This is a genomic window from Sulfuricurvum sp. MLSB (assembly GCF_000747095.1).
In the GTDB taxonomy this organism is placed as follows: Bacteria; Campylobacterota; Campylobacteria; order Campylobacterales; family Sulfurimonadaceae; genus Sulfuricurvum.
The window spans coordinates 1-13,222 of record NZ_JQGL01000050.1; the positions used below are offsets into that span (position 1 = coordinate 1).

Here is a 13,222-nt window from a genome sequence, read left to right on the forward strand (position 1 = left end):
CAACCCTTCGTTACGTTTTAATGCGCCCGGAAGCAATCCGATTTCGGTCAAAACCTGAAAGCCGTTGCAGATTCCCAGTACCTTCCCGCCGTTGTCGGCATACTGTTTTAACGCTTTCATGATGGGAGACATTTTGGCAATGGCGCCGCTGCGGAGATAATCGCCGTAGCTGAATCCGCCGGGGACGACAACCAGGTCCGTTCCTGCCGGGATTGTATCTTCTTTATGCCACAGAACCTGGGTTTCGCACCCTAGCGCATTGAATGCGTACTGCGTGTCGTATTCGCAGTTGGTACCCGGGAATTGGATAATACCGACTTTCATGCTTGAATCTCGATCTCGTAGTCTTCGATGACGGTATTGGAAAGAAGTTCTTCACACATATGTGCCACCTTTTCTTTGGCCGCAGCCGCATCGGTTTCAGCCATCTCGATGATGATCTGTTTGCCGACGCGGACATCTTTGACGCTGCCGAAACCGTGATGGGTCAGGGCATGCTGTACCGCTTTTCCCTGAGAGTCGAGGACTCCGTTTTTCAAAAATACGTTGACGATTGCTTTCATGCTTTTCCTTCTAAAATTTAACCGAGAATACGATTCAAAACTTCTTCATAGGCCACTTTCAGGCCGCCGAGACCTTGACGGAAACGGTCTTTGTCCATTTTTTCTCCCGTCGCCAGATCCCAGAAACGGCAGTTGTCGGGGCTGATTTCATCGGCAAGGATGATTTTTCCGTTTTGGTCACGGCCGAATTCGAGTTTGAAATCGACGAGATTAAGCCCTTTTTCGGCGAAATAAGGGCGGAGAATATCGTTCACCTGACGTGCCATCGCGCGCAGTTGGTCGAGCTCGGCCTCGTTTTTGACCAGTTCAAGGATCAGACAGTGCTGATCGTTGAGTTTCGGATCGCCGAGTGCATCGTTCTTGTAGTCGAATTCGACCAAGGTAAACGGGAGAACTTTGCCGTCTTCGATGCCGAGATTTTTGCTCAGGCTTCCCGTCGCAATGTTGCGGACGATGACTTCGATTAGGATAATATCGACTTTTTTGCAGAGCATATGGTTTTCATCGGGCATATCGACGAAATGAGATTCGACCCCTTTCGAGGCCAGCATTTTGAACAATTCCGTTGAAATACGGTTGTTGAGGGCGCCTTTACCCGCTTCGCTCGCTTTTTTTGCCCCATTGAAAGCGGTCAGGTCATCTTTAAATTCAGCAATGACGAGATTGGGATCGTCGGTGCTGAAAAGACGTTTGGCCTTTCCTTCATAGAGTAGTTCGCGTTTTTCCATAATTACTTTCCTTTGACTATGATAAGTGCTTTGATGATGTCGACGCCTTCTTTAAGCTGAAGGTCTTTATTCATTTGCTCATTGGTGATGGTTGTTTTATTGGCGGTATTGGATTCGGTCACATCGATCATACCGCCCGCTTTTTCAGATTCGCTCTCCAAATGTTTTTGCAGATCCGCTTCTTTGATGTTGAACGCTTTATCATGGCTTTTGATCTCGCCGGAGGTCACTTCGATGTCCGGGGTAACGCCCACGGCTTGTATCGTACGGCCGCTTGGGAGATAATAACGGGCGACGGTAAGCTTGACCGCTTCGCTGTCGGTAATCGGCATGACAACCTGTACCGAGCCTTTCCCGAAAGTTTTTTCGCCGACGATGACGCCGCGTCCTAAATCCTGAAGCGCACCGCTGACAATTTCAGAGGCACTTGCGGAGCCTTCATTGACTAAAACGACGAGCGGCAGATTGGTGATCGTGGTGCTTTTGGTCGCACTGTAACTGACGTCATCGGCTTTGTTGCGTCCTTTTTGAGAGACGATAACCCCTTCGGAGACAAACAGGTCGGTCAGCTCGACTGCCTGATCGAGCAATCCGCCCGGATTGTTGCGCAAATCCAGGACGATTCCTTTGGCTGTTTTGGAATGTTTTTTGATCGCGCTTTTGACGTCACCGGCAACTTTTTTGTCAAAGTTGGTGATGCGGATGTAGAGAATGTCTTTGCCGATCGTACGGGTATAGACCGATTCGACGGTAATGATGTCGCGGATGATATGGAATTTAAGCGGTTCGGGAGCTTTTTTGCGCACGATGGTGAGATCGATCGGCGTTTTAGGCGTACCGCGCATCAACGCGACGGCATCGTCGATCGTCATGTCCAGCGTTGCCTTGTCGTTGATTTTAAGGATGATATCTCCGGCTTTGATCCCGGCTTTGTCCGCAGGAGTCCCTTCGATCGGGGAAATGACGGTGAGGGCGTTGTCTCGCATGCCGACCGTGATCCCCAAACCGCCGAATTCTCCGTCGGTTTGTGTTTTGAGATTGTCATAGCTTTTTTTATCGAGGTAGGTCGAGTGGGCATCGAGATTGGAGAGCATCCCCTGCAACGACTTGTCGATCAGTTGATCGATGGTCAGATTGTCGACGTTGTACTGCTCGACGATGCTGAGGACTTTGGTGAACTTCGCCAGCGACTGCAGGCGGGACGCTTCGACAGAGGTTTCAGCCGGTACGGACGCATCGCTTTTAGCGAGCAGGGAAGTCGACAAGGCGATACTGATCGCCACGGCACTGGCAAAGCCAAAAACCATCATTTTGGTATTTTTCATGGTGTACATATCTCTTTTATGCTTTTACGGAAAAATCGATCAAAGCTAGTCACATTCACGGGATGTGATCTTGAACCCCTTCGCCTTTCGGGTGAAGGGGACTAAAATGTTCACAAACAATTGATGAAATTATAGTGAAAACTCCATTAAATAACAATGGAATTCTTTACACAACGCGGATCGTCACATCGCCGATCGTGATTGTTTCGCCTTTGGTAATTTTGGCCCGTTTGCGTGTTTCGACCTCGCCGTTTCGGTAGACATGGCCGTTTTCGATCAGGATCTTGGCCTGACCGCCGGTATCGACGAGGTCGAGAAGTTTAATCAGCTTGTACAGTTCAATAGTTTCGTTTTCAAGGGTATAGGTCACGTTTGGTACTTTAATTATCGTTAAATGATAAGGGATAAGGGATGGGAAGATAAGGAGAAACCCCGAAGGGTTTCGCGGTAATTACCAGCGTTCGCGTGGAGCGCGTGGAGCGCGGGGGCGAGCTTCGTTTACACGAAGTGTACGTCCGCCGAAATCGTTGCCTTCGAGGGCAGTAATCGCTTTATCAGCTTCATCTTTGTTCGTCATTTCAACGAAACCGAAACCGCGGAAGCGACCTGTTTCTTTATCATTAACGAATTTAACTGAACTGACTTCACCGTATTGTCCGAAAAGATCTTTAAGATCGTCTTCGTTTTTGCTGTAGGGAATGTTCCCGACATAAATTTGTATCACATTGTGCTCCGTGAAAAAATCGAACTATACCTAGCATAATCCTTAACACATTGTATCCATTCCAATCTTACGCGAATGTTAAAAAAAGTGGTGTTTTTGTGATCGAATATACAGGCATCACTTAGAGAAACGAAGTGGCATCCTGAAGCGTCGTAAACGCGCATATCCGCCGCTGATGAAGGTAATTCAGCGCTTCGCCCATCATTTCTCCCCCCAGTAGAATCGGATAGACCGGTTTGTTCCATGGGCGTTCGAGCAATTTGACGATATCGGCGGTATCGGTCATCGTCTGCGGGGTAATCAGCAGATAGATCATCCCCACTTCTTTCATGGAGTCGATTCGCTTCAGTGCCGCTTCAAAGCGGTCGCTTCGGGCGTCGCCGATGATGTCGACGGGATTGTTCCGCGACCAGTTGGAGGGGAGGATTTCATCCAGTGTACGAATATCATCTTCGCTGAGAGGGTAGAGCTTTTTCCCTTTGTCGATGATGTAGTCGGTCAAAATCGTTCCGGGCCCTCCGGCATTGGTGATGATGGCGATACGGTCGAGATCGTACGCGATCGGGTTGAGGAGCGCTTCGATTGTATCGACCGTTTTGATCCCGATACTTTCCAGCAATCCTTTGAACATCGGATAGTCGCCGCTGAGATTACCGGTATGCGAATATGCGGCTTTGCGCGCTTCGGGGCTTTTCCCCGCTTTGTAGATGCGGACCGGTTTGGTGCAGTTGCGCAGTGCGTCGAGAAAAGCTTTTCCTTCCTGTATCCCTTCGGCGTAGATGGAGATCGTTTTGCAATCGTCGGAGTGTTCAAGCATCGTCACGATGTCCGCAAAACCCATATCGGCCATATTTCCGGTCGAGAGGATGTGGGAAAATCCGATCCCCAGCTGCACCCCTTTGTCCATCAAAGATGACAATACCGCGCCCGATTGTGCGATGAGGGCGAGCGAACCGGGCTGGACGGAACCCGATCCGAAGGTGAGGTTCAGCGAATGGCGGGCGGCATAGTACCCAAGGCAGTTTGGGCCGACGATATTGAGGTTGTGTTCGCGTGCCAAAGAGAGGAGTTTTTCTTCGCTTCGGGTGTCGCCGACCTCTTTGAACCCGGCGGAGACGACGATGACGTTTTTGACCCCTTTGGGGATCAATGTCTGGATCGTTTCAAGGACGTGCGCGGAAGGGATGGTGATGACGGCGGTATCGATCGTATCGTCAATGTCATCAAGTGACGTATGCATCTCTCTGCCTTCGAAATTTCCGCCTCGTGCATTGACGAGATAGAGCTTTCCTTTAAAGGAAAGGGCATTTTTCGCGATGGCGTATCCTACCTTATCGGGGTTAAGCGAAGCGCCGATGACCGCAACGGTTCGGTTGTCGAAAAAGTCGGTGCGGCTGCGTGGCGGACACAATGCGGCGGGAGGGACATCACGGGTACGGATTCGCGCATCCACGACGGTAAACCCTTCATCGTTGAGGATAACCGGATTAAGGTCGCATTCGACAATTTCGGGCCGGTCGATCAGAAATTTCTGGAACGCGGCGATAAAGTTTACTGCCGCGTCGAGGGTCGTTTTAGCTCCCCGGTATCCCTCGAATAGGCGGCTGATTTTGGTCGTGCGCAGGGCACGCCGGATCTCCTGTGGCCCCGCATGCAGATCGATATAGCAGACGTCGCGGTAGAGTTCGAGTAAAACGCCCCCTTTGCCGAAAAGGATTGTTTTGCCGAAAATCGGATCGTCTACGACGCCGGCGAACAACTCTTCGCCCCGTATCATTTCACTGGCGATGAAAGCGTCCTGATCGGCATTGAAAAGGATACCGTGATCGGCGATGTTCTGTACGATCTGCTCGCGTGCACGCCCCAGCGAAGCCGTATCACAAAGTGAGAGGAGGACGCCGCCCACGTCGCTTTTGTGAACGATGCGGGGCGACTCGATTTTTAGTGCGACGGGGAAAAAATCGACGGCCGGAATGTCGTTTAGGCCGAATCGGAGATAGTGCGGTGTGCGAAATCCTCCGCTATGCAGGATCGGGTAGAGCTGGGACTCGGTCATGACGGCTTCCTCATGGTGTAATGGAGGAGGTAGTATAGCCTATGGACGCGGACGGTGTAAAGCGGGGGCTAGTTTGCGGATGCGGTGATGTCGCTCGTGATACCGATAAAAAAACGGAGGGTCGGATGATGGTAAATACGGCTGCTGATCGAGCGTATGGTTTCGTCGGAGCGGAGGACTCGAAAACGGATAGCCTGCGATTGCCCCGGACTTAATGTTTCGAAAAAGGTTTTGACCAGTGCGCGGTCATCGGGATGAATCTGCTGCTGCCACAGGGTATCGTTGGAAAGAAACATCTCTTTGGGAAAACCGAAAAGGGCTTCGACGGCATCGTTGACGTAACGCAATGAGAGGGTTTGGTTGTCGATGTACCAGATCACTTCCTGAATGCTTTTGAGAATCTCTTCGAGTTCCTGATGCTTGGAGTTCAGAAGCGATGAGAGCTCTGTCGCCTGATGCTCGATCAGTTCCTTGGAATGACGCAGCTCCTGATTGAGGCGGTCGGCTTCGGTCAGGTTGCGGACGGTGATGAAAAAACGGTTGATGCCGTTTTCGCAGACCATCCGGACACTTTTGACGGTGCGGATCAGGGAGCCGTCGCGGTGGAGGAAATCGGTGTCGGCATTGAGCAGCGTCCCTTTTTCCATCACCTGCGCGATGCACGTTCCGAAGACGTCAATATCGGCGAGAAGGCTGAGCATGTTCAGCCCTTGCAATATCTCGTTGCCGTATCCGACCAGTTCGGCAAAGGCCTCGTTGGCGAAAACAATCACGCCACGCTCATCGGCGATGACGACCCCTTCGGGCAGATGGTTCAAAAGCGGATAAGAGGGTGCTTCGATGTGCATTTCCGGCCATAAACGTGATTTTTATGTGATATTTTAGCAATCGGCGGGTTAAATCTTTCTTCTTTCGTCCAATTAGGGATCGCAGCAAAATTTGGCTATAATCGCGAAATTAATTAATGTAAAGAGTTTCACTATGGTACAAGTCACAAAATTAACGATGCGTTTCGGAAGCCGGGTTCTGTTCGAGGGGATCAACCTCAAGCTCGACCGCAACAAACGCTACGGCCTTATCGGTGCCAACGGCGCCGGAAAAACAACTTTTTTGAAAATTCTCAGCGGTGAGATCAAAGAGTACGAGGGGGATATCTCCATCGAACCGGGTCTCAAAGTAGGCGTATTGGGGCAAAACCAGTTTGCCTTCGAAGATTTTACGATCGCCGATGCGGTACTGTGGGGCAATAAGCGCTTGTATGACGCGATCAAAGAAAAAGAGCACCTTTACACGACGGGCGATTTTGAAGACGATGCGGTAAACAACCGTCTAGCGGAGCTTGAGATGATCTGCGTCGAAGAAGACCCGACCTACGAATACGATGTCCAGATCGCGAAGATTCTCGAAAACGTGGGTATTCCGGCGGAACACCATCAGGATTTGATGTCAAGCCTCCCTTCATCGGAAAAATTCAAAGTTTTGCTGGCGCAGGTGCTGTACCCGAAACCGGACGTATTGTTCCTCGATGAACCGACGAATAACCTTGACATCGATACGATCGGATGGCTCGAACACGAACTTCAGCGTCACGAGGGGACAATGGTCGTTATTTCGCACGACCGTCACTTTATCAATGCCGTCGTCACCAACATCCTCGATGTCGATTTCCAGAAAATCCGCGAATTTACCGGAAACTACGACGATTGGTATCTGGCCTCTACGGTTATGGCCAATCAGGCGCAGCTGGAACGGGATAAAAAGCTGAAAGAAAAAGAACAGCTCGAAGCGTTTGTCCGCCGTTTCTCGGCGAATGCGTCAAAAGCAAAACAGGCTACTTCGCGCCAGAAACAGCTCGACAAACTCACGATTGACGACATTAAGCCCTCATCCCGCCGTGATCCGAGCATCGTGTTCAAAGCCAAACGCCAAATGGGCGACGAAGCGCTTGACGTCATCGATGTCTCCCACAGTTACGGAGATTTGAATGTATTGCATAACATCAATCTCAAAATCGTTCCGGGGGAAAAAATCGCCGTTATCGGTGCCAACGGTGTCGGTAAATCGACCCTGTTGAAAGTGATTATGGAAGAGATTAAACCGACCAGCGGAAGCGTCAAATGGGGGGCAACGATCGAACCGAGCTATTTCCCGCAGGATACGACCGACCGCATCAAAGGGATGGAAACGTTGTACGACTGGCTCCGCGCGTTTGACCCGAAACGCGAAATCTCCGAGATCCGCAACTGTTTGGGACGGATGCTCTTCAACGGCGAGCAGCAGGAGAAAAGCATCGAGAAAATCTCCGGGGGTGAAAAACACCGGATGATGCTGAGTAAAATGATGCTGGAGGGGGGGAACTTCCTCGTACTGGATGAGCCGACCAACCACCTCGATCTCGAGGCGATCATCGCACTGGGCGAAGCGCTGTACGAATTCGACGGAAACGTTGTTTGCGTGAGCCATGACCGCGAACTGCTCGATGCGTTTGCCGGACGGGTGATCGAGCTGCATGCCGATGGAAGCTACATCGATTTTAAAGGGACCTACGAAGAGTTTGCCGAGGCAAAAGCCAATGGACAACTATAAAAATTTTGTCGGATTGGGAGTGGCGGGAAACTTTGCCCTCCATCTCGAACAAGCCGGCGAAAGCGCCGATTTTAAAGACGTCTTGACCGAAGATCCCAACGGCCCAAAGGGGATATTTCCGTTTTATGTCCCCGGACGCGAGGGACAGCTGGGCGTTTATCCCCTCAGCAGCGATACTATCATCCTTCCGAACGAAGAGTGCAAGGTACAGCCTGAACCGGAAGTGGCTTTGATCTGCGATCTGGAGTACGACGGGGAAGGGAACGTAACGAAGATCGTTCCGAAATCCTTCGGTGCATACAACGATTGCTCGCTTCGAAAAGAGGGGGCTGCCAAGATCAGCCACAAAAAGAACTGGGGTGCTTCGACCAAAGGACTTTCGGATACTCTGATCAGCATCGATGCGTTCGAGAAGGGCGGCGTGATGGACGGTTACCGGATCGCGTCCTTTGTACGCCGCGACGGGGGACTGTTTCGCTACGGCGAAGATGTTGAACTTCTCGGATACAGCTATTTTTACGGGAAATTGATCCAATGGCTGGAAAATCAGATCAATACCCAAAGCGACTTCGGGCCGCTTGAACCGGTGGGCGAATATCTCAAAACTGCCGGCTGCCCGAAAGAAGCGATCATCAGCATCGGAGCGACCCGATATACCCATTTCGGAGAGACGAATTTCCTGCAGGAAGGGGACGAAGTGATCGTCGTCGTATATGACAATAACCGGTACTGCATGAACCCTATCCTCTCTTTGGCGAACAAAGGGGAACTGACGGACAAAGAGGGTATCAGCGCACTGATCCAAAAGGTAGGACGTGGTTAAAAACGGCCTTTACCGTCATTATAAAGGGAAGCATTACGAAGTGATAGGGATAGCCAAACACTCCGAAACCTCCGAATCCCTCGTCGTCTACCGTCCGTTATACGGCGAACGGGGGCTATGGGTCCGCCCTTTGGACATGTTCGAAGAGACGCTCCCCAACGGTGCTAAACGGTTTGAATACTGCGGAGACGTGAAATGAGCCGCGGAACCAAACTCTCGCTCGATATCGGCGCGTCTTGGAATGAAGGATGGAGCCTGGAAGAGGAGAAAAAAGCGGAAGCGGTTTTGCTTGAACCCTCCGCACATCGTTTGGTCTTTCAAAAGGAAAAGCGCAAAGGCAAACCCGTCACCCTCGTCGGGCCGTTTTCCTTACGCGACGCCGATGCGCAGAAAGCGCTTTCGGCACTCAAAAAATCTCTGGCCTGCGGCGGAGCGTATAAAGAAGGGTGGATGGAGTTCCAAGGCGACATTTCCCCAAAGGTGCGCGAGCACCTCGAAAAGCTCGGCTTCACCTTCAAAAATCCGAAATAATCATTACAGCCGATTGCTGAATACGACCTGGTTTCTTCCCCGCTCTTTTGCGGCGTAGAGATTGGTATCGGCCGCGTGGATGATCTCTTCTTCGCCCATATGTATCGTCGGGACGATGCAGACGCCTCCGATCGATACGCTTAGCGTCTGTGCGATTTTACTTCCTTTATGCTCGATCTTTAGCGCTTCGACGTTCGCACGGATTCTTTCTCCCATGTTTCGTGCACTTTGGCAGTCGGAGTCGGTGATGATCACACCGAACTCCTCGCCGCCCAGACGGAATGGATAGTCTCCCGGACGTTGAAGGGTCGTTTTAAGGACTTTGGCAACTGCCTGAAGCGTCTGATCTCCCTGAATATGTCCGTACGTGTCGTTGTATTGTTTGAAAAAATCGATGTCGAGCATCATAAAGACAAACGGCTTTTCACTGCGCATTGCACGCTTGAATTCCCGCTCGTGCAGTAGATTGAAATAACGGCGGTTGTAGAGCGTCGTCAGTGAATCGGTATAGGAAGCCTGTTCGAGTTTGAGGTTCAGGTGCTTGAGCGTTTCAGCCGAAGCGACGAGTTGATGCTGCTGCAATTCGATACGGGTGAATATTTTCCATGCCAGCCCCATGACGAGCAGCAAAACAACAAAGAGCAATACGAGCAGCTGCATCAGAGCGTTGTGATAGTGGGCTTTCAGTACCGAATGCTCATAACGGGCCGCGGCATTTTCGTACGCAATAAGCTGATGGATCGTTCCGTGGATCAGGTTGATGTTTTCGGACAAGGTATTCAGCGAGGGGGCCGGATTGGAACCGGGACGGAGGATGATTTCCCGAACCTCCTGGAAATACCGCCCCAAAGAGCCAATCTGGGCTTCGGTGTAATTGACATACGCCATTTCATCGGGACGTTTCTGGCGGGAGAGATAGTTGACCCACAAGTGATCGATATGGCTAAGCCCCTGTGATATGTTTTCCGCGGCTTCTTCATCGCTGATAAGCTGATGGCTCCATCGGTAGAGGGTGGATTCAAGCTGGCTGTGATAGGTATCGCTGATGGCATTGAGCTCGCTTAAAGGCAAAAGCGAACCGAAATAGAGGGTATCCATATCCCGTTTGATATTCTGAAGGTTAATGTAGCCGATCAGTCCAACGGCCACAAGCCCGCCCCCGACAAGCAGCAGAAGGTAAATAAGTTTGCTTTTAAACTTTGACGGTGACATAAAGAGCTATGCGCCTTTGGTATAGATGCTCTATCTAAGCAACTCCTATACCAAAAGCCATTACAATAAGGTTATTTTTGTTCGGGAGGCAGATTGTGGCAAAACGGGTTATCAAAGACGAACGGATCAAAGCGATTGTCCGAAATATCGCCGAGGATTTTCGCTTTTCTCATGAGACCGGCGACTACGCACTGTTGTTTTATCGGGCGGATACGGAAGGGGCTGTCCGCGGCGCCGATATCGAGTCGATGATCGAGTATCTGAGCACCGGATTGGCGGAGCTTCAGGAGAACATCGGGTGGCGGCGCGAATTTTTGAGCGAAAATCCGGGAATCGATGAGATGCGGATGCTTGAAAATCTGGGCGTCATCGAAAAAGAGTACATCGACCTGCTCGAATTTTTACGCTAAAGAACCGGTTATTTTTTTGGTTTGTACGGTTCCATCGTTATTTTTTTCTGAATCGCGTACTGGATCCCCCCCTGCAAATCGATGACGTTGTACCCCAGCTGTTTGCCCAAGAAACCTCCGACAACCTGCGTGCGGCTCCCGCTGTTGCAGATGAGGGCGAACTTTTCGTTCTTTTTGACGTATTTGTTGAGCTCGCCGAGAAAAGCTTCGACATTGTAATTTCCCTGCTCGTCAAAAAACATGATAGGGACGGAACCCTTGACCAGTCCCGTCGTTTTCCACTCTCCGGGAGTACGGATGTCAATGATTTTGATTTTGCTGTTTACCAGCTTTTGATCGATCGGCTGACGGATGTAATCGGCACTCAGAAGTGTCCCCAATAGTAAAAAAGAATAAAGCCATAGACGCATACACAGTCCTTGATAGGTATAATGGCGATATTGTATCTCGGTATGTTTAACATGAGGTTGTATGGGCGCATCAAAACTTGAAAATTCTAAACGGCTCCGTTATATTCGGCTGTTGGGCCGATTTATCAGCGGAATACTGTCGTATTTGGCGAAAAGCGATAATCCGACGAAAGAGCAGTATGACCAAAAAGTGGATATGAATTTCCGGTTTTTGGAAAAAAACGAAGCGGTAAAGCTCTATAAAGACGAATACACCGAGCTCGAAGCGTTGGGGCAAAAAATTCTCGATTTCAGAGCGAGCGACGAGAGCATCGAGACGATTAAAGAAGAATTGTTTTACGCCCAAAATCAGCTGGAAAAACGGGTGAACGCCCGGCGCTACAAAAAGTCAAAACACGACAACCATGCGAGAGACGGCTGGGAATAATTACAGCCAGCCCGTGTGTTCGGCCAAAATTTTGCATCCCAGAGCGATCAGGATGAGCCCTCCGAGCATTTCCGCTTTGGACTCGAGGATCGAACCGAGTTTTTTGCCCACATAGACGGCACCCAGACACAGCGCAAACGTCACGAAGGCAATGACGCTTGACGCCGTCAGAATATCGGTTTGCATGAAGGCGAAGGTAACCCCGACCGCCATGGCGTCGATACTCGTCGCAATCGCCAGAGAAACCAGCGTTTTGTTCGAGAGGTCGGTTACCTCTTCGTCGAATTCGTCTTTGTACGCTTCATAGAGCATTTTTGCTCCCAACCCGGCCAAAAGCACAAAGGCGATCCAGTGATCGAACGCCTGAACATAATCGGCAAAGCTGACTCCGATGAGGTATCCCGCCAGCGGCATGACACCTTGAAAAAAACCGAATACGGCGGCGATGAAAAGGACTTTGGTAATTAATAATTCTTTGTATTTCGATCCGATGGCGATCGACACGGCGACGGAATCCATTGCCAGTGCAACGGCCAATAGTAAGAGGGTTTCCACATAAACTCCGATGAAGTATTTGCGGAATTATAGCTAAAGCAGCTGATGCGAAGCCGCTCATGCGACGAAGGCGCCGGATGAGCTTTTGGGTATACCGTTATTCGTTTTTGGACGAACACCCCGTATTGATCCCCAGCAATGAATACAGCGGACATAATCCGAAAACGGAGGTCAGGACGACGATGATACCGACGTAGCCGAAAACATTGCCGCTTACAACGGCCCATCCGATCAACCCGATGCCTACAACGGCTCTGACAACACGGTCAATTTTACCAACATTGCACAACATAGACTGCTCCTTCTGAAAGAATATTCCCATTGTAGCACTAAGTCTATGCCGTGTCTACACCCTCGGTTTTCGATCAGGGGAGACGGCGGATACGGTTTTTGACGTCGCTGAGACGGACAAACTCAAATCCCGCGGCACGAAGCGAAGAGACGGCGTCTATGATCCCTTGTCGCGTTCCGCTTTCGGGATGGTTCATATGGGCGATGACGATGTCGCCGCTTCGGGCATTTTTGATTCTTCGTGCGACCTCTTCGGCACCGAGGGTCGCGCCCGCATCGGCGATGACCTCGAATCCTGCGATTTCGACTCCGTTGGCACGGGCGATGCGCACCGCTTCGTCATCATAATAAGCGGTGCCGGAACGGAAGAAAAGAGGGCGTTTGCCCGTCAGTTTTTCAATTTTACGGCTATTTCCCTCGATCTCTCTTTCCACTTCTTCGGGGGATGCCGTACCGGAGATGTTATAGACGCTTTTGCCGTTGACCGAAAGAGGGCGATGCGCCGTACCGTGATTGCCGATTTCGAAGAGGGGATTGGCGGCAAGGCGTTTGAAAATCTCGGGATTGGCATCGATCCATCG

General features: G+C 50.7%; 19 protein-coding genes. 6 read left to right on the forward strand and 13 right to left on the reverse strand.

Features of this window, described 5'->3' with window-relative positions; all coding sequences use genetic code 11:
- From JU82_RS05015 to JU82_RS05050, 8 genes are all read right to left on the reverse strand, one after another.
- Positions 1-324 (reverse strand): phosphoribosylformylglycinamidine synthase subunit PurQ (locus JU82_RS05015; RefSeq protein ID WP_037947385.1); only part of this gene is annotated, 324 nt, incomplete at its 3' end.
- Complete coding sequence (gene purS / locus JU82_RS05020; RefSeq protein ID WP_037947386.1) at positions 321-563, reverse strand: phosphoribosylformylglycinamidine synthase subunit PurS; 243 nt, start codon at positions 561-563, stop codon at positions 321-323. The genes purS and JU82_RS05015, both read right to left, overlap by 4 nt.
- 17 nt (positions 564-580) lie before the next feature.
- The gene (gene purC / locus JU82_RS05025; RefSeq protein ID WP_037947389.1) at positions 581-1,291 is read right to left on the reverse strand and encodes a phosphoribosylaminoimidazolesuccinocarboxamide synthase; all 711 of its coding nucleotides are present in this window, start codon (positions 1,289-1,291) and stop codon (positions 581-583) included.
- A gap of 2 nt (positions 1,292-1,293) precedes the next feature.
- Positions 1,294-2,616 carry a S41 family peptidase gene (locus tag JU82_RS05030; protein ID WP_037947392.1) on the reverse strand — a complete coding sequence of 441 codons (1,323 nt, stop codon included), beginning with the start codon at positions 2,614-2,616 and terminating at the stop codon, positions 1,294-1,296.
- 166 nt (positions 2,617-2,782) lie between these two features.
- Entirely contained in the window at positions 2,783-2,986 is a 204-nt protein-coding gene (locus JU82_RS05035) for an RNA-binding S4 domain-containing protein (RefSeq protein WP_037947397.1), read from the reverse strand.
- An 81-nt stretch (positions 2,987-3,067) separates the two neighbouring features.
- On the reverse strand, positions 3,068-3,340 hold the full coding sequence (locus tag JU82_RS05040) for an RNA-binding protein (protein ID WP_037947402.1): 273 nt from the start codon (positions 3,338-3,340) through the stop codon (positions 3,068-3,070).
- A 121-nt stretch (positions 3,341-3,461) separates the two neighbouring features.
- Positions 3,462-5,396: an acetate--CoA ligase family protein gene (locus JU82_RS05045; RefSeq protein WP_037947405.1), complete on the reverse strand. Its 1,935-nt coding sequence runs from the start codon at positions 5,394-5,396 to the stop codon at positions 3,462-3,464.
- 68 nt (positions 5,397-5,464) lie between these two features.
- Positions 5,465-6,244 carry a PAS domain-containing protein gene (locus tag JU82_RS05050; RefSeq protein WP_037947406.1) on the reverse strand — a complete coding sequence of 260 codons (780 nt, stop codon included), beginning with the start codon at positions 6,242-6,244 and terminating at the stop codon, positions 5,465-5,467.
- 133 nt (positions 6,245-6,377) lie between these two features.
- Here JU82_RS05050 and JU82_RS05055 point away from each other — a divergent pair, with 133 nt between their 5' ends.
- From JU82_RS05055 to JU82_RS05070, 4 genes are read left to right on the forward strand one after another with little or no spacing between them, the layout of a single operon-like run.
- Positions 6,378-7,982 (forward strand): ATP-binding cassette domain-containing protein, encoded by a 1,605-nt coding sequence (locus JU82_RS05055; RefSeq protein WP_037947407.1) that lies wholly within the window; start codon positions 6,378-6,380, stop codon positions 7,980-7,982.
- The gene (locus JU82_RS05060; RefSeq protein ID WP_037947408.1) at positions 7,969-8,805 is read left to right on the forward strand and encodes a DUF5718 family protein; all 837 of its coding nucleotides are present in this window, start codon (positions 7,969-7,971) and stop codon (positions 8,803-8,805) included. The genes JU82_RS05055 and JU82_RS05060 overlap by 14 nt, the downstream gene beginning before the upstream one ends.
- Complete coding sequence (locus tag JU82_RS05065; RefSeq protein ID WP_037947411.1) at positions 8,798-9,004, forward strand: DUF1653 domain-containing protein; 207 nt, start codon at positions 8,798-8,800, stop codon at positions 9,002-9,004. The genes JU82_RS05060 and JU82_RS05065 overlap by 8 nt, the downstream gene beginning before the upstream one ends.
- The gene (locus tag JU82_RS05070; protein ID WP_037947414.1) at positions 9,001-9,336 is read left to right on the forward strand and encodes a translation initiation factor; all 336 of its coding nucleotides are present in this window, start codon (positions 9,001-9,003) and stop codon (positions 9,334-9,336) included. Before JU82_RS05065 ends, JU82_RS05070 begins: the two co-directional genes overlap by 4 nt.
- 3 nt (positions 9,337-9,339) lie before the next feature.
- On the opposite strand, the gene JU82_RS05075 is transcribed toward JU82_RS05070, so the two are convergent.
- Entirely contained in the window at positions 9,340-10,548 is a 1,209-nt protein-coding gene (locus tag JU82_RS05075) for a diguanylate cyclase (RefSeq protein WP_037947417.1), read from the reverse strand.
- 95 nt (positions 10,549-10,643) lie between these two features.
- On the opposite strand from JU82_RS05075, the gene JU82_RS05080 reads away from it, so the two are divergent.
- The gene (locus JU82_RS05080) at positions 10,644-10,958 is read left to right on the forward strand and encodes a hypothetical protein (RefSeq protein WP_294892189.1); all 315 of its coding nucleotides are present in this window, start codon (positions 10,644-10,646) and stop codon (positions 10,956-10,958) included.
- Positions 10,959-10,966: 8 nt separating this feature from the next.
- Here JU82_RS05080 and JU82_RS05085 read toward each other — a convergent pair whose 3' ends face one another.
- On the reverse strand, positions 10,967-11,368 hold the full coding sequence (locus JU82_RS05085; RefSeq protein WP_037947423.1) for a rhodanese-like domain-containing protein: 402 nt from the start codon (positions 11,366-11,368) through the stop codon (positions 10,967-10,969).
- A 61-nt stretch (positions 11,369-11,429) separates the two neighbouring features.
- Here JU82_RS05085 and JU82_RS05090 point away from each other — a divergent pair, with 61 nt between their 5' ends.
- The gene (locus JU82_RS05090; protein WP_037947426.1) at positions 11,430-11,795 is read left to right on the forward strand and encodes a hypothetical protein; all 366 of its coding nucleotides are present in this window, start codon (positions 11,430-11,432) and stop codon (positions 11,793-11,795) included.
- Here JU82_RS05090 and JU82_RS05095 read toward each other — a convergent pair whose 3' ends face one another.
- The 3 genes from JU82_RS05095 to JU82_RS05105 form a co-directional block, all read right to left on the reverse strand.
- Positions 11,796-12,350 (reverse strand): manganese efflux pump MntP family protein, encoded by a 555-nt coding sequence (locus tag JU82_RS05095; RefSeq protein WP_349678322.1) that lies wholly within the window; start codon positions 12,348-12,350, stop codon positions 11,796-11,798.
- A 97-nt stretch (positions 12,351-12,447) separates the two neighbouring features.
- On the reverse strand, positions 12,448-12,642 hold the full coding sequence (locus tag JU82_RS05100) for a DUF2892 domain-containing protein (RefSeq protein ID WP_037947430.1): 195 nt from the start codon (positions 12,640-12,642) through the stop codon (positions 12,448-12,450).
- Positions 12,643-12,715: 73 nt separating this feature from the next.
- Positions 12,716-13,222: polysaccharide deacetylase family protein (locus JU82_RS05105; protein ID WP_037947432.1), on the reverse strand; the 507-nt coding region annotated here is incomplete at its 5' end.